The sequence below is a fragment of the Mesorhizobium sp. M7A.F.Ca.CA.001.04.2.1 genome, assembly GCF_003998485.1.
Lineage (GTDB): Bacteria > Pseudomonadota > Alphaproteobacteria > Rhizobiales > Rhizobiaceae > Mesorhizobium > Mesorhizobium ciceri.
In genome coordinates this window covers 158,292-179,984 of the sequence record NZ_RZQT01000001.1, presented here as the reverse complement: position 1 = coordinate 179,984, position 21,693 = coordinate 158,292, and the positions used below count along the sequence as shown (strand labels likewise).

At 63.8% G+C, this 21,693-nt stretch carries 21 protein-coding genes and 1 other RNA gene; 15 read left to right on the top strand and 7 right to left on the bottom strand.

Translation table 11 applies throughout. From position 1 onward, the window contains the following. Positions 1-527 (bottom strand): cytochrome c family protein (locus EN955_RS00835; protein ID WP_164769866.1); only part of this gene is annotated, 527 nt, incomplete at its 3' end. A 192-nt stretch (positions 528-719) separates the two neighbouring features. Between EN955_RS00835 and EN955_RS00830 the strand changes: the two genes are divergently transcribed. Beyond that, positions 720-1,448 carry a 3-deoxy-manno-octulosonate cytidylyltransferase gene (locus EN955_RS00830; RefSeq protein ID WP_024503429.1) on the top strand — a complete coding sequence of 243 codons (729 nt, stop codon included), beginning with the start codon at positions 720-722 and terminating at the stop codon, positions 1,446-1,448. Between the two features lie 9 nt (positions 1,449-1,457). Next, positions 1,458-2,321 carry a prephenate dehydratase gene (locus tag EN955_RS00825; RefSeq protein ID WP_032899233.1) on the top strand — a complete coding sequence of 288 codons (864 nt, stop codon included), beginning with the start codon at positions 1,458-1,460 and terminating at the stop codon, positions 2,319-2,321. 123 nt (positions 2,322-2,444) lie between these two features. On the opposite strand, the gene EN955_RS00820 is transcribed toward EN955_RS00825, so the two are convergent. Genes EN955_RS00820 through EN955_RS00810 form a run of 3 tightly spaced genes read right to left on the bottom strand, consistent with a single transcriptional unit; the run spans position 2,445 to position 4,193 of the window. Continuing rightward, on the bottom strand, positions 2,445-2,750 hold the full coding sequence (locus EN955_RS00820; protein ID WP_024503431.1) for a Dabb family protein: 306 nt from the start codon (positions 2,748-2,750) through the stop codon (positions 2,445-2,447). Positions 2,751-2,787: 37 nt separating this feature from the next. Continuing rightward, entirely contained in the window at positions 2,788-3,732 is a 945-nt protein-coding gene (gene nudC, locus EN955_RS00815) for an NAD(+) diphosphatase (protein ID WP_024503432.1), read from the bottom strand. A 41-nt stretch (positions 3,733-3,773) separates the two neighbouring features. Then, positions 3,774-4,193 carry an HIT family protein gene (locus EN955_RS00810; RefSeq protein WP_024503433.1) on the bottom strand — a complete coding sequence of 140 codons (420 nt, stop codon included), beginning with the start codon at positions 4,191-4,193 and terminating at the stop codon, positions 3,774-3,776. Positions 4,194-4,365: 172 nt separating this feature from the next. On the opposite strand from EN955_RS00810, the gene ffs reads away from it, so the two are divergent. The 13 genes from ffs (at position 4,366) to EN955_RS00745 (ending at position 16,314) form a co-directional block, all read left to right on the top strand. Further along, positions 4,366-4,462: signal recognition particle sRNA small type (ffs, locus tag EN955_RS00805), an RNA gene on the top strand. A 105-nt stretch (positions 4,463-4,567) separates the two neighbouring features. Continuing rightward, the gene (locus tag EN955_RS00800) at positions 4,568-6,385 is read left to right on the top strand and encodes a DNA polymerase III subunit gamma/tau (RefSeq protein ID WP_024503434.1); all 1,818 of its coding nucleotides are present in this window, start codon (positions 4,568-4,570) and stop codon (positions 6,383-6,385) included. A 30-nt stretch (positions 6,386-6,415) separates the two neighbouring features. Further along, complete coding sequence (locus EN955_RS00795; protein WP_024503435.1) at positions 6,416-6,739, top strand: YbaB/EbfC family nucleoid-associated protein; 324 nt, start codon at positions 6,416-6,418, stop codon at positions 6,737-6,739. 14 nt (positions 6,740-6,753) lie between these two features. Further along, complete coding sequence (locus EN955_RS00790; protein ID WP_024503436.1) at positions 6,754-7,161, top strand: hypothetical protein; 408 nt, start codon at positions 6,754-6,756, stop codon at positions 7,159-7,161. 232 nt (positions 7,162-7,393) lie between these two features. Continuing rightward, positions 7,394-8,320: a cell wall hydrolase gene (locus EN955_RS00785; RefSeq protein ID WP_013527929.1), complete on the top strand. Its 927-nt coding sequence runs from the start codon at positions 7,394-7,396 to the stop codon at positions 8,318-8,320. Between the two features lie 192 nt (positions 8,321-8,512). Beyond that, positions 8,513-9,118 (top strand): recombination mediator RecR, encoded by a 606-nt coding sequence (gene recR / locus EN955_RS00780; protein WP_024503437.1) that lies wholly within the window; start codon positions 8,513-8,515, stop codon positions 9,116-9,118. Positions 9,119-9,144: 26 nt separating this feature from the next. Beyond that, positions 9,145-10,458 (top strand): lytic murein transglycosylase, encoded by a 1,314-nt coding sequence (locus EN955_RS00775; protein ID WP_024503438.1) that lies wholly within the window; start codon positions 9,145-9,147, stop codon positions 10,456-10,458. A gap of 261 nt (positions 10,459-10,719) precedes the next feature. Further along, positions 10,720-12,363, top strand: a complete 1,644-nt coding sequence (locus EN955_RS00770; RefSeq protein ID WP_024503439.1) for an ABC transporter substrate-binding protein — start codon at positions 10,720-10,722, stop codon at positions 12,361-12,363. 18 nt (positions 12,364-12,381) lie between these two features. Further along, positions 12,382-13,449 (top strand): ABC transporter permease, encoded by a 1,068-nt coding sequence (locus EN955_RS00765; RefSeq protein ID WP_024503440.1) that lies wholly within the window; start codon positions 12,382-12,384, stop codon positions 13,447-13,449. Continuing rightward, on the top strand, positions 13,446-14,366 hold the full coding sequence (gene nikC, locus EN955_RS00760; RefSeq protein ID WP_024503441.1) for a nickel transporter permease: 921 nt from the start codon (positions 13,446-13,448) through the stop codon (positions 14,364-14,366). Before EN955_RS00765 ends, nikC begins: the two co-directional genes overlap by 4 nt. After that, positions 14,363-15,208 (top strand): ABC transporter ATP-binding protein, encoded by an 846-nt coding sequence (locus EN955_RS00755; protein WP_024503442.1) that lies wholly within the window; start codon positions 14,363-14,365, stop codon positions 15,206-15,208. The genes nikC and EN955_RS00755 overlap by 4 nt, the downstream gene beginning before the upstream one ends. Continuing rightward, positions 15,205-15,954, top strand: a complete 750-nt coding sequence (locus EN955_RS00750; RefSeq protein ID WP_024503443.1) for an ABC transporter ATP-binding protein — start codon at positions 15,205-15,207, stop codon at positions 15,952-15,954. Before EN955_RS00755 ends, EN955_RS00750 begins: the two co-directional genes overlap by 4 nt. A 45-nt stretch (positions 15,955-15,999) precedes the next feature. Then, positions 16,000-16,314 (top strand): hypothetical protein, encoded by a 315-nt coding sequence (locus tag EN955_RS00745; protein WP_024503444.1) that lies wholly within the window; start codon positions 16,000-16,002, stop codon positions 16,312-16,314. A 12-nt stretch (positions 16,315-16,326) separates the two neighbouring features. Here the strand turns inward: EN955_RS00745 and EN955_RS00740 are convergent, their stop codons facing one another. Genes EN955_RS00740 through EN955_RS00730 form a run of 3 tightly spaced genes read right to left on the bottom strand, consistent with a single transcriptional unit; the run spans position 16,327 to position 21,637 of the window. Next, complete coding sequence (locus EN955_RS00740; protein ID WP_024503445.1) at positions 16,327-19,425, bottom strand: efflux RND transporter permease subunit; 3,099 nt, start codon at positions 19,423-19,425, stop codon at positions 16,327-16,329. Continuing rightward, positions 19,422-20,501 (bottom strand): efflux RND transporter periplasmic adaptor subunit, encoded by a 1,080-nt coding sequence (locus EN955_RS00735; protein ID WP_024503446.1) that lies wholly within the window; start codon positions 20,499-20,501, stop codon positions 19,422-19,424. The genes EN955_RS00740 and EN955_RS00735 overlap by 4 nt, the downstream gene beginning before the upstream one ends. Continuing rightward, the gene (locus EN955_RS00730; RefSeq protein WP_024503447.1) at positions 20,498-21,637 is read right to left on the bottom strand and encodes an efflux RND transporter periplasmic adaptor subunit; all 1,140 of its coding nucleotides are present in this window, start codon (positions 21,635-21,637) and stop codon (positions 20,498-20,500) included. The genes EN955_RS00735 and EN955_RS00730 overlap by 4 nt, the downstream gene beginning before the upstream one ends. Positions 21,638-21,693: the final 56 nt, after the last annotated feature.

The following is a 21,693-nucleotide window of genomic DNA, read 5'->3' as shown; positions in this document are numbered from 1 at the left end:
TTGTCGGACAGCGTGCGCAGATAGGCGATGACGTTGGCGCGGTCCTCGTCCTTGGGCAGGCCGGCGAAGCCCATGGCGGTGCCCTTCACGAATTTCTTCGGCGAGGTGATGAAGTGGTTGATGTTGTCGTAGGTCCACTTCTCGGTGCCGCCCTTGGAGAATTCCTTCATGCCGGCCGAATAGGCAAAGCCTTCATGCTCGGCGACCGGGCGGTCGACGAGGTCCCACAGGTCCGGGCCGACCTTGTTGGGGCCGCCCTTTTCGCCGGAATGGCAGGCCTGGCACTTCTTGAAGACGGCAGCACCCTGCTCGACATTGGCGGTCGCCAGCAGGTCGGCGATCGGCTTGGCCGCGGCGGCAGGCGCGGCCGGACCGCCTTCGGCGGGCTCGGCGGCCTCGATGGCGAAACCAGGCTTTTCCGGCGCCGGCGACGCAAACAGCGCATCGGACACAATGCCGACCGAGAAGACGACGAAAACGGTTCCGAGCAATCCGGCGAGCAGTTTGTTGACTTCGTTGGAATCCATACGCCCCTTGCTCCCTTTTCCGGCGGACAGAACCGTCCACTCCGTCCGTCGGTATCGTGACCGTCCTGCCAGGGCGGTCAAATCGGGCGGAAACTAGGTCTTTTGCGGCGGCGTTGCAACACCTATAAGGGCGCTTCCAGTGAGACCTTTTGCCACTTTCCCTGTCCTCTTTCGAGACGCCTTGCACCCGAAATGTCCACGCTGATCCTGATCCCGGCCCGCATGGCTTCGACCCGCCTGCCGGGCAAGCCGCTGGCCGACATCGCCGGCGCCCCGATGATCGTCCATGTCGCCCGCCGCGCCGCCGAAGCCGGCCTTGGCCGGGTGGTGGTGGCGACCGACACCCAAAGCGTGGCGCAAGCGGTGCGCGCGCACGGTTTCGAGGCCGTGATGACGCGCATGGATCACGAATCCGGCTCCGACCGCATCCACGAGGCGCTGATCGCGCTCGACCCCGGGCGCAAGGTCGAAACCATCGTCAATGTGCAGGGCGACCTGCCGACGATCGATCCCCAGATCATCGCCGCGTCGCTCAGGCCTTTCGAGGACAGTGCGGTGGACATCGCCACGCTCGGCGTCGAGATCGTCCGCGACGAGGAAAAGACCAATCCCAATGTCGTCAAGATCGTCGGCTCGCCGCTCTCAGGCACCAGGCTGAGGGCGCTCTATTTCACCCGTGCCACGGCGCCTTGGGGCGAGGGGCCGCTCTACCATCATGTCGGCCTCTACGCCTATCGCCGCGAAGCACTCGAGCGTTTCGTCGCGCTGAAGCCGTCGCCGCTCGAACGGCGCGAGCGGCTGGAACAGTTGCGGGCGCTGGAAGCCGGCATGCGCATCGACGCCGAGATCGTCGAGTCGCTGCCGCTCGGCGTCGACACGCCCGAAGACCTCGAACGCGCCAGACAGATCCTTTCAACCTGAGATATCGGCATGCCTGAAAAGACCAACAGAATATCCTTCCAGGGCGAGCCGGGCGCCAATTCCGACACCGCCAGCCGCAACATGTTCCCTTCGATGGAGCCGTTGCCATGCCCGACTTTCGAGGATGCCTTCAACGCGGTCGAGACCAACAAGGCCGACCTCGCCATGATCCCGATCGAGAACACCATTGCCGGGCGCGTCGCCGATATCCATCATCTCCTGCCGGAATCGAAGCTGCACATCGTCGGCGAATATTTCCTGCCGATCCATTTCCAGCTGATGGTGCTGCCGGGCGTCAAGCGCGACGAGATCAAGACCGTGCACAGCCACATCCATGCGCTTGGCCAGTGCCGCAAATACGTTCGCAAGAACGGTTGGAAGGCGATCGTCGCCGGCGACACGGCTGGCGCCGCCAAGATGGTCTCCGAGGTCAAGGACCGCACCATGGCGGCGCTGTCGCCCGCACTGGCAGCGACCCTCTACGGGCTCGATATCATCGAGCAAAACGTCGAGGATACCGACTCAAACGTCACCCGATTTGTCGTCCTGACCAAGAACAAGCAATGGGCCGAACGCCCGTCGCCTGACGTCAAGATGATGACGACCTTCATCTTCCGCGTCCGCAACGTACCGGCCGCGCTCTACAAGGCGATGGGCGGCTTCGCCACCAACGGCATCAACATGACCAAGCTGGAGAGCTACCAGTTGGGCGCTTTCACGGCGACGCTGTTCTACGCCGACATCGAGGGCCATCCCGACGATCCGCTGGTCAAGCTGGCGCTGGAAGAATTGCGCTTCTTCTCGCGCGAAGTGCGGATTCTGGGCGTCTATCCGGCCAGTGAGTCGCGTGAGCAGTGGAAGGTTGCGGACTAGAGCAGTTCACCGTTTCACGGAAACGGCGACCCGCTCTAACTCCTTGTTTTTACGCAATTCCCAAGGGAAAAGCGCTACGCGCATTTCCCGGGAAAACCGTTTCACACTTTTCCTGGAATTGCTCTAGATCACCGCGCCCAGCGGCACATAGTCGATCTCCATGAACGTCTCGACCTCCGGCACCCAGCGGTCGCGCACGAAGGCGACATGGTCGGGATGGTCATTGTACCTGGTGTAGGCGGCCTGGTCGGCGAACTCCATCGAGAAGCCGAAACGATAGTCGTTCTTGGGGCTGATCTGCCGCAATTGCTCGAAATGCGTGACGCCCCTGATCGCGGTGAGGATTTTCTTGGCGTCGACCAGGAATCGCTTTTCCTCCAGCGAATGCGGCGGATGCCTCAGCGTGAAAACGACGGTGTGACGGATCATGTCCTGCTCCTGCAATGTCTTTGGGTGTTCGCTGCCATCATTCTGAATCGACCCAGGCGCGGATGAGGTGATGCGCAATGGCGCCTTTCGGCGGCGTGACCAGATTGTCCTTGTGCGTCCTTTCCAGCATCAGGCGCACCTCGTCGCGAAAAAACCAGCGGCAGTCCTCAAGCTCGTTGAGGTCGGCCTGGATATCGTCGTTGAGCGGCTCGCCGAAGCAGCCGATCATCAGCGAATAGGGAAACGGCCAGGGCTGGCTGGCGTGGTAGACGACGCGGCCAAGCCGGATGCCGGCCTCTTCCAGCGTCTCGCGGCGCACCGCCGCCTCGATCGTCTCGCCCGGCTCGATGAAGCCGGCAAGGGCCGAGTACATGCCCGGCGCGAAATGACGGCCGCGTCCGAGCAGGCATTTTTCCCGCGTCGCCGTCAGCATGATCGCCACCGGGTCGGTGCGCGGAAAATGCTCGGTGCCGCAATTCGGACAATGACGCTTGTAGCCGCCGGCCCGCATCTGTGATTCGGTACCGCATTTGCTGCAGAAGCGATGGCTGGCATGCCAGGCAAGCAGGGCAGCCCCCTGCGCCATCGCGCCAGCCGCCGCCTCGTCGATCAGCCCTTGCATGTAGACCGAGCGGTAGTCGATGGCCTTGACTGTTTCCGGGAGCCGTTCGGGTTCGACGCCTGCGGGCACGGCCAGCACCGGTCCTCGTTCGGAAAAGCCGAGCAGGATGCCTTGCGCCAGCGAAACCTTGAAGGGTTCGCTCTCGGTCGCACCGAACCAGGGATCGAGCGCGCCGTCATCGCCGAGCTTCAGATAGAGCCGGCCGCCATGCATCAGAAGCAGCCGCGTCGCCGGGTCGGCCAGCGCCTTGTCGACCGAATCGTCGGCGCGGTTCTCGGACTGCCGGTCGATCGTGTTGCCGGCGAAGCCGACGAACTGGCTCGGCTCGCGCAAAGGCGCGTCAAACAGGCGGAAGCTCATGGGGACTCTGGAATATGTTGAGGGATGGACACGGGGAACGCTTATAGCGCCGCCTTGATCGTTTCGGCAAACCGCCGCAGGTCGGAACGTTCATAGGGCTCACGCAGGCCATGTCCCCACACAGGGCCTGGCCAGCCGGGATCGCCTTCTGAACGCGCGATGACATGGATATGCAGCTGGCGCACGATGTTGCCAAGCGCGCCGGTGTTGATCTTGGTACAGTCGGTCGCCTTCTTCAGCGCCTGCGCCACCATATTGGTTTCGAAGGTCAGCATCGCCTGGTCGAGCGGCGTCATGTCATGGATTTCCTCCGCGCCGGGCCGCTGCGGCACCAGCAACAGCCATGGCCAGCGGCGGTCGTTCATCACCCGCAGTTCGCACAGCCCAAGCCACATCAACTGCTCGCTGTCCGCCTCCAGCCGGGCATCCAGCGTGAATCCGGCCTTCAGGCCCGGCAGCATCGGCGTTTCCCTTGCTTTTCTTGGTTTCTTCAAACGCAGGAACGCTAGAGCGGCGGCAAGAGGGCTGCAAGCGAATCATTGCGCCTCTCACGCTTTGGTGCGCCAATTCCATATTTTTGCGATTTCTTCGGCGGACTTGCATTTCGTCGCGCAATTGCCGATATGGAAAGCGGGAGGTTGGTGGTGGACGATCCACTCGCCAACCGGGTCAGGTCCGGAAGGAAGCAGCCCTAACGAGCCCGGAACGGGTCATTGTTCCAGCCTCCCACCTCATCGGCCCCTCTCGCGACATTGACGACGCATTGCAGCGCGGGCGAGACTATGCGCAGGAATCGGCCGCCTTCGGGCGCGGCCATTTGGAGCTTTACGGGCGTATGAGCGAAGCCGGAAATTCGGGACCAAAAAGCCTGGAGATAGGCAAGGCCGCCGCCTATCGCGTGCTGGCGCGCAAATACCGTCCTTCGAATTTCTCCGAGCTGGTCGGCCAGGAGCCGATGGTGCGCACCCTGACCAACGCCTTTGCCACCGGCCGCATCGCCCAAGCTTGGATGCTGACCGGCGTGCGCGGTGTCGGCAAGACCACGACGGCGCGGATACTTGCGCGGGCGCTCAACTACAGGACCGCCACCGTCGACCAGCCTTCGGTCGACCTCGCGGTGCTCGGCGAGCATTGCCAGGCGATCATGGAAGGCCGCCATGTCGACGTCATCGAGATGGACGCCGCCTCGCACACCGGCATCGACGACATCAGGGACATCATCGAGCGCGTGCGCTATGCGCCGGTCTCGGCGCGCTACAAGGTCTACATCATCGACGAAGTGCACATGCTGTCGACGCAGGCCTTCAACGGCCTGCTGAAGACGCTGGAAGAGCCGCCGCCGCACGTCAAATTCATCTTCGCCACCACCGAAATCCGCAAGGTCCCGATCACCGTCCTGTCGCGCTGCCAGCGCTTCGACCTGAGGCGCATCGATGCCGGCGCGCTGGTCGCGCATCTCGGCTCGATCTCGGCCCAGGAAGGCATTTCGGTTGACGACGACGCGCTGGCGATGATCGCGCGCGCCGCCGAAGGCTCGGCCCGTGATTCGCTCTCCATCCTCGATCAGGCGATTGCCCATGGCGCCGGCACTGTCAGTGCCGCGGCTGTGCGGGCGATGCTGGGACTTGCCGACCGCGCCCGCATCGTCGACCTGTTCGAACATGTAATGAAGGGCGATGTGGCGGCAGCCCTTGGCGAATTCCGCGCGCAATACGATACCGGCGCCGATCCGGCCGCCGTGCTGACCGATCTTGCCGAGTTCAACCACCTCGTCACCCGGCTGCGTTTCGTGCCGACGGCCATCGAGGATGCCTCGCTGTCCGAGGACGAGCGGCAGCGCGGCGCCGATTTCGCCAGGACGCTGTCGGTCAGGGTGCTGTCGCGGACCTGGCAGATGCTGCTCAAGGGCATTCCCGAAGTGCAGTCCTCCAACCGGCCGGTGAGTGCCGCCGAAATGGTGCTGATCCGGCTGGCGCACGCCGCCGACCTGCCGACGCTGGACGAGGCGTTGCGATCGCTCGAAGGTGCCGCACCGGTGCAAAATGGCACGCCGCGCCCGAATGGTGCGCCTGCAGGGGGAGGCAATGGCGGTGGCGCCAGCGCGGTGGCGCAGACACGCATGCCCGCCGGTCCGGGCGGCGCGCAGACCATGCGGCTGGTCGAAGCCTCGCCTGCTCCCGTTGCCTTCGTCGCTCCGCCGGAGCCGGTCATGGAGGCGCAATCGGCGCCGCTGAAATCGCTGGCCGACATCATTGCCCTGGCCGATGCGCAGCGCGACATCGCCTTCAAGGTGCTGGTCAAGAGCTGCATCCGGTTTGTGCGCATCGAGCCGGGCCGCATCGACGTCGGCCTGACCAGCGATGCGCCCAAGATGCTGCTCAACGACCTGACGACGAAGCTTCGCGCCTGGACCGGCCGCAGTTGGCTGGTCTCGCTGTCGAAGGAAGAGGGCGGCCAGACGCTCGCCGAAATGGAATCGGCCAAGCGCGAGACGGCTTTTCTCGATGCCAAGAGCGACCCGACCGTGGCCGCCATCCTGGCGCGCTTTCCCGGTGCCAAGATCATCGACGTGCGCATTCCAGACGCGCCGGAAGCCGAAACGACAGAGGCCGAAGTGCCGGTCGAGCCGCCGGCTGACGACGATGAACCCTGATCCAGCCACGAATCCGCAAAGGACCCGACCATGAAAGATCTTCTCGGCCTGATGGGCAAGGCGAAGGAAATGCAGGCCAAGTTCCAGGCCATGCAGGACGAGATCGCCACGCTGGAGGCGTCCGGCCAGGCCGGCGGCGGCCTGGTCAACGTGACGCTGACCGGAAAATTCGAGATGAAGTCGTTGAAGATCGATCCGTCTCTGTTCAAGGAAGACGATGTCGAGATCCTGGAAGACCTGGTGCTGGCCGCCCACAATGACGCCAAGACCAAGGTTGAGCTGATCATGCAGGAAAAGACCAAGGCGCTGACCGCGGGCCTGCCGATCCCGCCGGGAATGAAACTGCCCTTCTAGCCTTCGGTGCGGCCATGGCCGAAGAGCCGTCCGAAAGACTGATCGAGCAGCGTATCCGCAACAGGATCTACGAGATCCTGGAAATCCTGACCGATTGTGACGACGGCGTCGATCTCGTCGGCATCAAGGGTTATTTCTATCTGTTCGAGGATTTCCTCCATCGCCCATCGATCGAAGCCGGCACATCGGCGCTTTCGAAGGACGAGCGCGCGATCGTGCTGGAGATCGCCGAATTCCTCGAGGCGGCAAGCGAGACAAATCCGGACTTCACCAAGGCTGAGTTCATAGACAGCGGCTGGCCGGGAAAGATCGCGCCGACGGCCAGGGAGGCGCGGACGCTGTTCCTCCGGCGCGGCCTGTTTTCGGAGAAGGTCGAGGAGCTTGAGCCTGGCCAGCCGGCCGCGATAACGGCCGGGCGGTAGATCGCTTCAGGAAAAATCGCGTGGTGCTTTCCCTTGGGGCAATTGCGGCGAAACAAAGAGAGAGCGCGGTCATCGCTTTTGTGAAATGACGGCTCGATCTATCTGGAAAGCCACGAAATTGTGCCAATTTGGCAACAGTACGTTGTTAATAACGTTTTGGCCATCATTTTGCCCGAAAGTGTCTCATTCTTGCCGCAGCCTGGGGGCGGGCACGAAGTGAGAGGGTTACCTGTTGATTTCCACGCGATGGAAGACGCCGCTGTTGCTCGGCGCCGTCATTTCACCCCTGTTTTTGGCTGCCTGCAGCCAGACCACTTCACACGGCATGTCCGTCGCCAGCCTGACCGACGCCATCACGCCGGGTTTCCTGAGTTCAGGGGCCTACAGCCACACGCCGAAGGACAAGGAATGCCTGGAACGGGCGATGTTCTTCGAGTCCAACCGCTCGAGCCGCGACGGCATGATCGCGGTCGGCACGGTGGTGATGAACCGGCTGCGCTCCGGCAACCATGGCAGCACCATCTGCCAAGTGGTGGGCGAGCCCGGGCAGTTCGCGCCTGGTGTCATGACAAGGCCGATGAATTCACGCGCAATGCCCGATGTCGAGGAAGCCGCCGACGCGGTGCTGAAGGGCGAGCGCAAGTCCAAGCTGAAGAACACCATGTTCTTCCACACAGCCGGCCTCCGCTTCCCCTACAAGAACATGCACTACACCATGGTTGCCGGCGGCAATGCCTTCTACGAGAAGCGCGGCCGCAACTGGCAGCCGCTGCCGGATGAGCCGCAGGTCGCGATTGCCTCGGCGGCGCCCGACAAGTCAGCCGCGCCGGTGACGATGGTCGCCTCCGCCGAGCCGGTGCGTCCAGCCAGGACCGCAACCGTTCGATCCGCTCCCGCCCAGCAGACCTATGTGACCGCCGCCGCCGCGCCGGCCGCGAAATCCGCGCGTGTCTCGCAAGAGCCGACGGTGGTGGCGATGCAGGAGCCGATGGAAGAGCCGGATGCCGCGCGTTTTGGCGGAAGCTTGAACACAAGGGTCATCTCGTCGGTTCAAGACGCGCCGCAAGAGGCGTCGATGGGGTTCCAGTCGACACCTGAGAACACAGACGCCATTGGCGCGATGATTGTCAGCCAGGGCCGGCCGCTCGAGACCAACTGATCTGCGCCCCGCGGGTCCGCCAAGGCCCAATATGTCGGTCATGCGGATGCAGATGTTCCAAAACGCTCTGAAAAATCCTGGAGCGGTTCACCGTTTCGCGGAAACGGTGAACCGCTCCAGCTTTTCGTTTTGACGCAATTCCGGACGGAAAACCGCTTCGCACTTTTCCTGGAATTGCTCTAGATCAGAGCGATGTCGAAGCGAATCGCCGGTCCCGAGATCGAACGTCTGATCCAGCTCCTGGCCAAGGTGCCGGGGCTGGGACCCCGTTCGGCCAGGCGTGCCGCCCTTCATCTGATCAAGAAGAAAGAGCAGCTTTTGTCGCCGCTTGCCGCCGCCATGGCCGAGGCGGCCGACAAGGTGCGCATCTGCTCGACCTGCGGCAATGTCGATACATCGGACCCTTGCATGATCTGCACCGATCTGCGCCGTGATGCCGGCACCATCATCGTCGTCGAGGACGTCTCCGACCTGTGGGCGCTGGAGCGCGCGGCGGCGATGAATGTGCGCTACCACGTGCTCGGCGGCACGCTGTCGCCGCTCGACGGCATCGGCCCCGAGCAGCTCAACATGCGCTCGCTGGTTGATCGCGTCGCCGGCGGCGAGGTCAAGGAGATCATCCTTGCCGTCAACGCGACGGTCGAGGGCCAGACGACCGCGCATTACCTCACCGACCAGTTGTCCGGCTTCGACATCAAGGTGACGCGCCTTGCGCATGGCGTGCCGGTCGGCGGCGAACTCGACTATCTCGACGAGGGCACGCTGGCCGCGGCGCTGCGTTCGCGGACGGCGTTTTGACAAAGTTGCGGCAGAGGATGCGGGTCATGATTTTTGCGCGTCCTTCCAGGCTGGTGCCAAGCACCCCCCTCGACAGGACGGAGAGGGGTGCGAAGGAACGCAAACCTCTCAGATTGGTTCTGTTTTCCTTTTTTGCAGTTCTTCTCTCGGTCTTTTCCACTCCCGCCTCCGCCGCAAAGATCGACGACCAGTTCCGCGCCTGGCTGCAGAACGACCTCTGGCCACAGGCCAAGGCGAAAGGCATTTCCAAAACCACCTTCGACGCCGCCTTCGACGGCATCAAGCCCAATCTGAAGCTGCCGGACCTGGTCAAGCCGGGCGAGAAGGCGGCCACGCCGCAGAAGCAGCACCAGGCCGAATTCGGCTCACCCGGCGCCTATTTCGCCGAGAAGACGGTTCGCGCGGTGACGGCAGGCGGGCGCGCACGCGAAGCCGCCAATGCCAGGACACTTGCGGCCATCGAAAAGCGCTATGGCGTGCCGGGCGAAGTGCTGCTGGCGATCTGGGGCCGCGAGACCGGATTCGGCGCGGCGAAGATGCCTTATGACGCCTTCGAAGTGCTGGGCACCAAGGCATTCATGTCGACCAGGAAGGACTTCTTCCGCACCGAACTGCTTGCCGCACTCGAGATCGTCGAGCGCGGGCTGGCTCCGGTCGGCGCGATGAAATCGTCCTGGGCCGGCGCGCTCGGCCAGCCGCAATTCATGCCGACCTCGTTCCTGAAACATGCCGTCGATTTCGACGGCGACGGTCGCGTCGACATCTGGAACTCGACGCCGGACGTGTTGGCCTCGATCGCCAATTATCTCGTCCACTATGGCTGGGTAAAGGGTCGTGGCTGGGGATTCGAGGTGACGGTGCCGGAAAGCGTTTCCTGTTCGCTGGAAGGCCCGGACCAGGGCAAGAAAATCTCGCAATGGGCTGATATGGGCATCAAGCGCGTCGGCGGCAAACCGTTTCCAGTGAGTGAGCTGAAGGCCGAAGGCTTTCTGCTGATGCCGGCAGGGCGCAGCGGCCCGGCCTTTGTCGCCACGCCCAATTTCTACGTGCTGAAGCAATACAACACCAGCGACCTGTACGCGCTGTTCATCGGCCATGGCGCCGATCGCATCGCCCATGGCGATCAGAACTTCGCCGGCAGCTGGGGCGCGGTCGGCGGGCTGCACCGTTCGGACATCGCCGCCCTGCAGCGGGCGCTGGAGGCCAAGGGATATGATGTCGGCAGCGCCGATGGCCTGCCCGGCTTCAAGACCCGCCGCTCGATCGGCATATGGCAAGCCAAGAACGGCCGCGCCGCCACCTGCTTCCCTGACGCCGACCTGGTCGCAGTGCTGAAATAGCTCCGAAATTAGCAGATTTTTCTCGATCGGCAGCCTCGATTGGCTGGCCTATGCGTCGACATCCCACCGGCCTTTCTGGTCCAATGAGCCGTCGTATAAATGCTCGTTGCCCGCCACGGGGCCGCCGGGTATGGTGTTGACCAACTGGACAAAAACCACGACGGTAAGTGGGCAGAGGGGCCGTCTCCAGGCCCCGAAAAAATTCCGCAACCCTGAGCCGGGAACTCAGGACAACAAACAACAAAACAGGGAACAATCACAATGATGATGGAAAAGTTTGCTCTACGCTCTCGCTTCCTGCTCGCGGGTGCCGCCATGTCGGCGCTGCTTCTGGCCGGCGCGCCCGCCGGTGCGGTCACGCCCGCCGACACGCTGGTCGAAGGTTTCGCGATCGACGACATCATCTCCATGGATCCGGGCGAGGCGTTCGAGCTGTCGACCGCCGAGGTCACCGGCAACACCTATGATCTGCTTGTCCGTCTCGACCTCAGCGACACCTCCAAGGTCAAGGGCGACCTTGCCGAAAGCTGGACCGTCTCCGATGACGGCCTGACCTACACGTTCAAGCTCAAGCCCGGCCTGAAATTCGCTTCCGGCAATCCGATCACGGCGTCCGATGTCGCCTGGTCGTTCGAGCGCGTCATCAAGCTCGACAAGAGCCCGGCCTTCATCATCGGCCAGTTTGGCATCAGCGGTGACAACGTCACCGAAAAGGCCAAGGCTGTCGACGACGGCACCTTCCAGTTCACCGTCGACAAGGCCTATGCGCCGAGTTTCGTGCTGAACTGCCTGTCGGCAACGGTCGCTTCGGTGGTCGACGCCAAGCTGGTCAAGGAACATGTGGCTGCGGTCACGCCGAGCGCCGACTACAAATGGGACAATGATTTCGGCAATGCCTGGCTGAAGACCGGCTATGCCGGCTCCGGCGTCTTCAAGCTGCGCGAATGGCGGGCCAACGAAGCCGTCGTTCTCGAGCGCAACGACAATTACTACGGCGAAAAAGCCAAGCTTGCCCGCGTCATTTATCGCAACATGAAGGAAAGCTCGGGCCAGCGCCTGGCGCTCGAGGCTGGCGACATCGACGTTGCCCGCAATCTCGAGCCGAACGACCTCGACGCCATCGCCAAGAACGCCGACCTCACCACCACCAGCGCGCCCAAGGGCACGGTCTATTACATCAGCCTCAACCAGAAGAACGCCAACCTCGCCAAGCCGGAGGTGCGCCAGGCGTTCAAGTATCTGGTCGACTATGATGCCTTGAGCTCCACCATCCTCAAGGGCATCGGCGAAATCCATCAGACCTTCCTGCCCAAGGGCGTGCTCGGCGAATTGGATGAGAATCCGTTCAAGCTCGATGTCGCCAAGGCCAAGGAATTGCTGGCCAAGGCCGGTCTGCCCGACGGCTTCAGCGTAACCATGGACGTACGCACCGGCCAGCCGACGACCGGCATGGCGGAATCGATCCAGCAGACGCTCGGACAGGCCGGCATCAAGCTCGAGATCATCCCGGGCGACGGCAAGCAGACGCTCACCAAATACCGCGCCCGCAACCACGACATCTATATCGGCCAGTGGGGCCAGGATTATTTCGACCCGAACTCCAACGCCCAGACCTTTGCCTCGAACCCGGACAATTCGGATGCGGCCAAGACCAAGACGCTGGCCTGGCGCAACGCCTGGGACATTCCGGACCTGACCAAGCAGACGGAAGCGGCACTGCTCGAGAAGGATGCCGGCAAGCGCGCCGACATGTACAAGGATCTCGAGAAGAAGATCCTCGACACCAGCCCCTTCGTCGTCATCCACCAGCAGCTGGAAGTGGCCGGCCTGCGCAAGAACCTCAAGGGCTTTGCGCTCGGCCCGAGCTTCGACACCAACTTCGTCGGCCCGGTGTCCAAGGAATAGTGCTCGCGGACACGCCGCATGAGCGCGGTTGAAAAAGAAGTGGCGGCGGGGCGCGGCAGCGCCCGCGCCGTCGCTATTGCATCATCGCTTGGCCGTTTCCTGGTCATTGCGATCACGACCTATCTTGGTCTGCTCGCGGTCACCTTCTTCATCGGCCGCGTCATTCCGATCGACCCGGTGCTGGCGGTGCTCGGCGACCGGGCGCCGGCCAATGTGGTTGAGCGCACGCGCCGCGAGATGGGTCTCGATTTGCCGTTGATCGAGCAGTTCTACATCTATGTGAAGAATGCGCTGAACGGCAATTTCGGCGTCTCCGTGCTGACCACCAATCCGGTCATGACCGACATTCGCCGGGCGCTTCCGGCCACGACGGAACTGGCGACGCTCGGAACGCTGATCGGCGCGTTGTTCGGCGTGCCGCTCGGTGTGCTGGCTGCGGTCAGGCGCGGCAGCCTCATCGACCAGATCGTGCGCGTCATCGGCCTGATCGGTTATTCCGTGCCGATCTTCTGGCTGGGGCTGCTTGGGCTGGTGCTGTTTTACGCCAAGCTGCAATGGGTTGCCTTCCCGGCGAGGCTCGACGTCGTCTACGAATACACCTTTACGCCGATCACCGGCTTCTATCTCCTCGACTCCGCAATGCAGGGGCAGTGGGACGTTTTTTACGACGCCTTCCGCCACATCATCCTGCCGGCCTCGCTGCTCGGCTATTTCTCGCTCGCCTATATCAGCCGCATGACGCGCTCGTTCATGCTCAACGAATTGTCGCAGGAATATATCGTCGCGGCGCGCGCCAAGGGCCTGTCGGAAACCCGCATCATCTGGGGCCACGCGCTGCGCAACGCAGCGGTGCCGATGGTGACGGTGATCGCGCTGTCCTATGCCGGACTGCTGGAAGGTTCGGTGCTGACCGAGACCGTCTTCTCATGGCCGGGCATCGGTCTTTACATCACCAATTCGCTGCAGAACGCCGACATGAATGCGGTGCTCGGCGGCACCATCGTCATCGGCTCGGTGTTCATCGCCATCAACCTTCTGTCCGACCTGCTGTATCGTGTGCTCGATCCGAGGACGAAGTCCGCATGAGCGTCGACACCATCCAGAGCCGTCGCGACTGGCTGCTCAGCGAGCGGCCGGCCTCGCGCATGCAGGCAAGGCTCGGCCGCGCCTATGTGGCGTGGCGGCGCTTTTCCGCCAACCGGTTGGCGTTTCTGGGCCTGCTCATCATCATTGCCCTGCTGGTCGTTGCCGCCCTTGCAGGCGTGCTGGCACCTTATTCGCCAACGTTTGGCGACCTGAAGAACGCGCGCCTGCTGGCGCCGAGCTCTGAGCACTGGTTCGGCACCGACGATCTCGGCCGCGATATCCTGTCGCGCATCCTCTACGGCTCGCGCTGGACGCTTTACGTGGTCATCCTGGTTGCCATCATCGCCGCACCCATCGGCCTTCTGGTCGGCACCGTTGCAGGCTATGCCGGCGGCTGGACCGATGCCATCCTGATGCGCATCACCGACATCTTCCTCGCCTTTCCCAAGCTGATCCTGGCGCTGGCCTTCGTCGCAGCACTTGGCCCCGGCATCGAGAATGCGGTGCTGGCCATCGCCATCACCTCATGGCCGCCCTACGCCCGCATCGCGCGGGCAGAGACGCTGACGGTGCGCAATTCCGACTACATCAAGGCGGTGCAACTGATGGGCGCCTCGCCCTTCCGCATCGTGCTGCGACATATCATGCCGCTTTGCATTTCGTCCCTGATCGTCAGGGTGACGCTCGACATGGCCGGTATCATCCTGACCGCCGCCGGGCTCGGTTTCCTCGGCCTCGGCGCGCAGCCGCCGCTGCCCGAATGGGGCACGATGATCGCCTCCGGCCGCCGCTTCGTGCTCGATCAATGGTGGGTGGCCGGTGCGCCGGGCTTCGCCATTCTCATCGTCAGCCTCGGCTTCAACCTGCTTGGCGACGGCCTGCGCGACGCGCTCGATCCGCGGAGTGGCGACCAATGAGCGGGGAGACGAAGACGCTTCTCGACGTAGACGACCTGCGCGTCACCTTCCCGACCCGCACCGGGCTGATCGAGGCGGTGCGCGGCGTTTCCTTTTCGCTCGGCCGCGAACGGCTCGGCATCGTCGGCGAATCCGGCTCGGGAAAATCGCAGACCGGCCGCGCCATCATGGGCCTGACGCCACCGCAGGCGCGGATATCGGCCAACAAGCTCGCCTTCGACGGCATCGACCTGCTCACCGTCTCGCCACGCGAACGCCGGGCGCTGCGCGGCAAGCGCATCGCCATGATCCTGCAGGATCCGAAATATTCGCTCGACCCGGTGATGAGCATCGGTCGCCAGATCGTCGAGACGCTGCGCACCCATGAAAAGGTCGGCAAGGCGGAGGCACGCGACCGTGCGCTGGCCATGCTGGAGGCGGTGCAGATCCGTGATCCCTCTCGCGTCTTCAATTTGCATCCGCATGAAGTTTCGGGCGGCATGGGCCAGCGCGCCATGATCGCCATGATGCTGATCGCCGGTCCGGAAATGATGATCGCCGACGAGCCGACCTCGGCGCTCGACGTCACCGTGCAGCTCGATGTGCTCGGCATCCTCGACCGGCTGGTCAGTGAGCGCGGCATGGGGCTGATCTTCATCTCGCACGATCTGCGCCTGGTCTCGTCCTTCTGCGACCGCGTCATCGTCATGTATGCCGGCAAGGTGGTCGAGCAGCTCAAGGCGTCCGAACTCGGCCAGGCCCAGCATCCCTACACGCGCGGCCTGCTCAATTGCATGCCCAAGATCGGTGCCGACCGCCACCCGCTGCCGGTGCTCGACCGCAAGCCGGAGTGGGCGGCATGACTTCTGCGATTGCCGTCGACAGGCTGGAAGTGATCTTCGACCGTTTTCGCGCACTGAAAGGCGTCAGCCTCGACGTGCAGCCGGGCGAATCCTTCGGCCTGGTCGGCGAATCCGGCTCCGGCAAATCGACGCTGCTGCGGGCCATCGCCGGCCTTGCGCCGGTTGCATCGGGCGGCATCGTCGTCAACGGCAAGACGCTCGGCGCGCGCCGCGACAAGGCCTTCTACCGTGAAGTGCAGATGGTCTTCCAGGATCCGTACGGGTCGCTGCACCCGCGCCAGACCGTCGACCGTCTGCTGCAGGAGCCGCTTGCCATCCATGGCTTTGCCGACGGCGAAAAGCGTATCCAGCGGGCGCTCGACGAAGTCGGCCTCGGCAACGGTTTTCGGTTTCGCTATTCGCACCAGCTCTCCGGCGGCCAGCGCCAGCGCGTGGCGATCGCGCGTGCACTCATTCTCGAACCGTCGATCCTGCTGCTCGACGAGCCGACCTCGGCGCTCGATGCCTCGGTGCAGGCGGAAGTGCTCAACCTGCTGGAAGAGGTACGCAAGCGGCGCAAGCTGACCTTCCTGATGGTCAGCCACGACCTCGCCATCATCACCCATATGTGCGAGCGGCTAATGGTGATGCAAAGCGGCGAGGCGGTGGAGAATCTGGCGGCGGCGGATCTTGTCGAACGCCGTGTGACCAAGGACTATACGCGCAATCTGTTGCGGGCCAGCGACGGGTTTGCGAGAACCGCTTGAATTCGTTTTCTCTTTTGCGCCGAACAACCATCTTGGGGAATTCCCATGGAGGAATGGAAGTTTGCGGATCCGCCCAATGTCGCGGTGTTTGTGGATAGGGCAGTCGTTACCCGCGGCGATTGGATTGCATACGTCTCACATGACGATGACGACGGCAGTTGGCAATTCCACAACAGCGAAACCGGACCTGTTGACGAAGGCGATATCATGATCGTCAGCTTGCAAAACGTTGTGCAGCGGGACGAAAGCATCCAGGCGTTGGCGGACTTGCCAGAAGGCTGGCACGCTTGGCGCACCTCGAAATCGTCGTCATGGCAACGCGCTAGGTCGCGCCCTGTGCCCTCCAACGACAACGAATGATCAGGCAAAGCCTTAGGCTGAGCCTTGCGCCAGTTCGCCGTTCTCCAGAACGGGTGGCTCTTCCCGGCCCTTCGGCTCCTTGACCCTGAACCACGTCACATAAAGCGCCGGCAGGAACAGCAGCGTGATTGCGGTACCCGCGATGATGCCCCCCATCATGGCATAGGCCATCGGTCCCCAGAACACTTCGCGTGCGATCGGGATCAGCGCCAGGCTGGCGGCCGCCGCCGTCAATGCGATCGGCCGCATCCGGTGTTCCGTCGCTTCGATGACCGCCGCCCAGCGGTCCTTGCCCTCTCGAACAAGATCCTCGATCTGCACGATCAGGATGACCGAATTGCGGATCAGGATGCCGATCAGCGCCAGCACGCCCAGGATGGCGACGAAGCCCAGCGGCGCTCCGCTCGGCACCAGGGCCGCCACCACGCCGATCAGGCCGAGCGGCGCCACCGCGACGACCAGGAACAGGCGCTGGAAGCTTTGCAACTGCACCATCAGGATCGTTGCCATGACGAACAGCATCAACGGCACGACGGCGGCGATCGGTCCCTGACTTTTGGCGCTCTCCTCGACTGAGCCGGCGGTGGCGATCGAATAGCCCGGCGGCAGCTTGGCGGTGAAGGCATCGACCGATGACTTCAGTTCGTTGACGACCGTGGCCGGCAGCACGTCGCCGACCAGCCCGGCGCGCACGGTGATGGTCGGGATGCGGTCGCGTCGCCACACCGTCGGTTGCTCCAGATCGTAGCGGAAGTTGGCGACCGCCGCGAGCGGGATCGCCTCGCCGGTGCTGGTCGGCAATTGCATGTTCTGCAACGTCTCGATCGAGCCGCGTTCGGCGCCGCGGGAGCGGGCCACGACATTGATCAGGTAGGTGGCGTCGCGCACCTGCGTGATGGTAGCGCCGCCGACCGTACTGTTCAGCGCGCTGGCGATGTCGGAGGAGGTGATGCCGAGCTGGCGTGCCTTGTCCTGCAGCACGTCGACCCTCAGCACGCGCTGCGGCTCGTTCCAGTCGAAGGTCGGCGCGGCGAGCTTTGGATTGGCGGAGATGACACCGGCGAATTGCTGCGCCAGTTCGCGCACCGTCTGGATGTCGGGACCGCCGACGCGGTATTGCACGGGGCGGCCGACCGGCGGTCCGAGTTCGAGCGGCTTGACGAAGGCGTCGGTGCCGACGAACTCCTCGCGCAGCAGCTTTTCCAGCGCCGGCTTGACCCGGTTGCGGGCCTCGATGCTCTTGGTGACGATGACGGTCTGGCCGAAATAGGGGTTGGCCGGCTGCACGTCATAGGCGAGCACGAAACGCACCGCGCCCTGGCCGATATAGGACGAGAAATGGTCGATGTCGGGATTGCCGACCAGTGCCCGCTGCTCGAACCGCTCCATCTGGTCGCGCGTGTCGGCGATCGAAGAATTCTGCGGCAGGTTCCAGTCGACGATCAACTCCGGCCGGTCCGATGGCGGGAAGAACTGCTGCTGCACCAGGCCGAAGCCGGCGATCGAGCCGGCAAACAACAACACGGTGGCGATGATGGTCAGCCAGTGATGGCGCACCGAGCCGACAAGCACGCGCCGGAACAGCGAGGTGAAGCGGCCCGGCTGGTCGTGATGCTTGGTTTTCATCGTCGCCGGCAGGATGGTGACGCCGAGCAGTGGCGCAAACAGCACCGCCACGATCCATGACACCAGCAGCGAAACGGCGATGACCACGAACAGGGTGAAGGTATATTCGCCGGCGGCGCTGTTGTTGAGGCCGATCGGGATGAAGCCGGCGACCGTCACCAGCGTACCTGTCAGCATCGGAAAGGCGGTCGATGTGTAGACATAGGTCGCTGCCTTGCGCAGATTGTCGCCGACCTCCAGCCGCGCCACCATCATCTCGACCGCGATCATCGCGTCGTCGACCAGAAGGCCGAGCGCGATGATCAGCGCACCCAGGGAAATACGCTGCAGCGAAATGCCGAGATAGGCCATGACGGTGAAGGTGATGGCCAGCACCAGCGGGATCGACAGCGCCACGACGAAGCCGGCGCGCATGCCGAGACTGATGAACGACACGGCGAGCACGATGGCGACCGCCTCGAATAGCGCGCGCGTAAAGCCCGAGACGGCCTCCTCGACGATGACCGGCTGGTCGGCGACCAAATGCACGCCGACGCCGACCGGCAGGTCGGCCAGCACCTTGTCCATCTCCTTGTGCAGGGCCTCGCCGAATTCGAGCAGGTTGGCGTTGGGTTTCATGCCGATGGCGAGCCCGATCGCGTCCTGGCCGTTGAAACGGAACAGTGCCGTCGGCGGATCGACGTAGCCGCGTGTGATCGTCGCTACGTCGCTCAGGCGGAAGAAGCGGTCGTTGACGCGCAGATTGATGGCGCGCAGGCTTTCCTCGGAGGTGAACTGCCCGCCGACACGCACGCTGATGCGCTCCGGCCCGGACTGGATGACGCCGGACGGCGTGATCGCGTTCTGCGCCTGCAGGCTGGCGACGATCGCTTGCTGGTTGAGGCCGAGGGCGGCGATCTGGCGGGTTGAGAATTCGAGATAGATCGCTTCGTCCTGGGCGCCGACCAGGTCGACCTTGCCGGCGTTGGGCACGGTCAGGATCTTTGTTCTGGCATCCTCGACATAGTCGCGCAACTGGCGCGGCGTCAGCCCGTCCGATGTGAAGGCGTAGATGTTGCCATAGACGTCGCCGAAGCGGTCGTTGAAGAACGGGCCCTGCACACCCTGCGGAAACTGTGCCCCGATGTCATTGACCATGTTGCGCACCTGAATCCAGTTCGGCACGACATCGCGTGCCTTGGTGGTGTCCTTCAGGTTGACGAAGATGACGGTCTGGCCGGCCGTGGTGACGGACTTGGTGTAGTCGAGGCTATCGAGTTCCTCGAGTTTCTTCTCGATGCGGTCGGTCACCTGCTGCACGGTTTCCTTGACCGAGGCGCCCGGCCAGTTGGCCTGGATGATCATCGTCTTGATGGTGAAGTTGGGATCTTCTTCACGGCCGAGATTGAGGTAGGAGAACACGCCAGCCACGACGAAGACCAGCATGAAATACCAGACCATGGAGCGGTGGTTGAGCGCCCAGTCGGAGAGATTGAAGCCTTTCATGAGGCCCCTCCCTCGGGCACTGTCACCTTCTGGCCTTCGCTCAGGCTGTGGACGCCCGCCGTGACAACACGCATGCCGGCCTCCAGCCCCTCGGTCACCGTGAAGGTGCCGCCATTCTTCGACGCGACCTTTATGTCGCGTGCGTTCACGCTCGATGTCTGCGGGTCGACGATCCACACTTTCGCGGAACCGTTCTTTTCGAACAGCGCCGACATGGGCAGTTCGATCGTCGGTGCCACCTTGGTCACGCGGGTCGCCGTCACCGTCGAGCCGAGCCGGAAGGCCTGTGGCGGATCCGTGAGCGTCAGCCTGACGCGCCGGGTGCGGGTCGAGCCCTCGGATTGCGGTGCGATCTCGCGCAGCTTAGCCCCGGTCTGGATCGTCGGCAGCGACTGCAGGATGACCTGGAAGGGCGTGCCGGCCGCGAGATCACCGGTCAATTGGTCGGGAATGTCGACCACCGCCTCGCGCAGGTCCGAGCGCGCCACGGTGACGACCGTCTGGCCGGGCGAGACCGTCTGGCCAACTTCGGCGCCGACAGCGGTGACGACACCGTCGAAATCAGAGAACAGCCTGGCATAGCCGAGCTGTTCCTGCGATTTGGCAAGCGAGGCCTTGGCCCGCTCGACACCTGCCTCCGCAGCTTTGCGCGCCTGCTGCGCGGCGTCGAAGACAGCTTGCGTGGCGTTGGCTGAGGCGAGTAACTGGCGCTGCCGTTCCTCGCTGGCGGCGGCGTTGGCGAACTGCGCCTCGGCATTGGACAGTTCCGCCTTGGCCGCCTGGAGCGACAACTCCAGCGCGGTCGGATCGAGTGCCGCTATCGTCGTGCCCTTGCTGACGATGTCGCCGACCTGGACGTCGCGCGAGACGACCCGGCCAAGCAGGCGGAAGGCCAGGTCGGCGCTGACCTGCGGTTCGACGGATCCGGCAAAACCGAAGACTTGCGTGGTGCGCGGCTCGATCACCATCGACAGCACCGGCCGGATGATCTCGGGCGGCTTTTCCTCCGACCTGGAGCAGGATGCCAGCGCGCCGAGCATGAGCACGCCGAGCAGGATGCGCGGCGTCCGGCTCATTGGCCCGCTCCCGATATCTCGATCGTCTGTCCAGGGCTGAGCAGCTGTCCTCCAGCGGTGACGACGCTTTGGCCTTCGTCCAGCCCCCTGGCGATCACGACCGTGCCCGAATTGAACGCCAGCACTTCGACCGGCGCCATCGTCACCGCCTTGGTCGACGGATCGACGATCCAGACCGCCGGCTTGCCGGCGCTGGACGTCAGCGCCTGCCACGGCAGCAGGATCGCCTTCGCCGGCTTGGCGCTTACCGAGCCGATGACGGCTGCTCCCAGCGGCATGCCGGCGGGCGTGTCGGGAATGGCGACCTTGACCCGGATCGAGCCCGAAGCCGGGTCGACCGCAGGCGAGATTTCGCGGACCTTGCCCGTTGCCCTGACCTGCGGATCGGACAACAGCGTGATCGTCACCGCAGGCGATGCCGGTGTCTTGGCGATCAGCGTCTCCTGCACGTTGAACACCGCGTCGCGGTCGCCGTCCTCGGCGACGGTGAAGACGGTTTGCGCGGCTTGCACCACTTGGCCGGTTTCGACTTGGCGGGCGGTGATCACGCCGGCGGCACCGGCCTTGAGCTCGGTGAAGGACAGGTTTTGCTGGGCGTTGGAGAAAGCGCTCTGCGCGGCTTCGACGCTGCCTTGTGCCACCTTCAGAGCCTGGTCCGCGGCGTCATAGTCGCGCCTGGTGGTGAAGCCCTGCGCCAGCAGCGTCTTCTGCCGCTCGAAGGCGGCAACGGACTGGGTCAGTTGCGCCTTGGCTGCATCAAGATCGGCCTGCGCCGAGCGCAGGTCGGATTCCTGCTCCTGCGGGTCGATGCGGGCGAGCACCGTGCCTTGATCGACATGCTGGCCGACATCGACAAACCGTTCGGCGACGCGACCGCCGACCCGGAACGACAGATTGTTCAGCGTACGCGCCGCGATCACCCCGGTCAGCGAAGTCCTTGGCGCATAGTCGGCCATCGCCACCGTTTCGGTGCGCACCATGATCTGCAGTTTCTTGTCCGCCGCTTCCTGCTTCTGACAGCCGGTCAGAAGCAGCGCCGCCGTGCAGGCGAAAAGCGCCGGGGCGGCTGGAAAAGACAAAAGACCGGGAGCTTTGACCGATGGCTGCGAGACGGGCGAAGTCACGTTCCTGCTCATGGGCTCTCCCGACCGCGGGCCGCTCGCTGATCGCGGTGCCTCGCGGCCATCCAGAG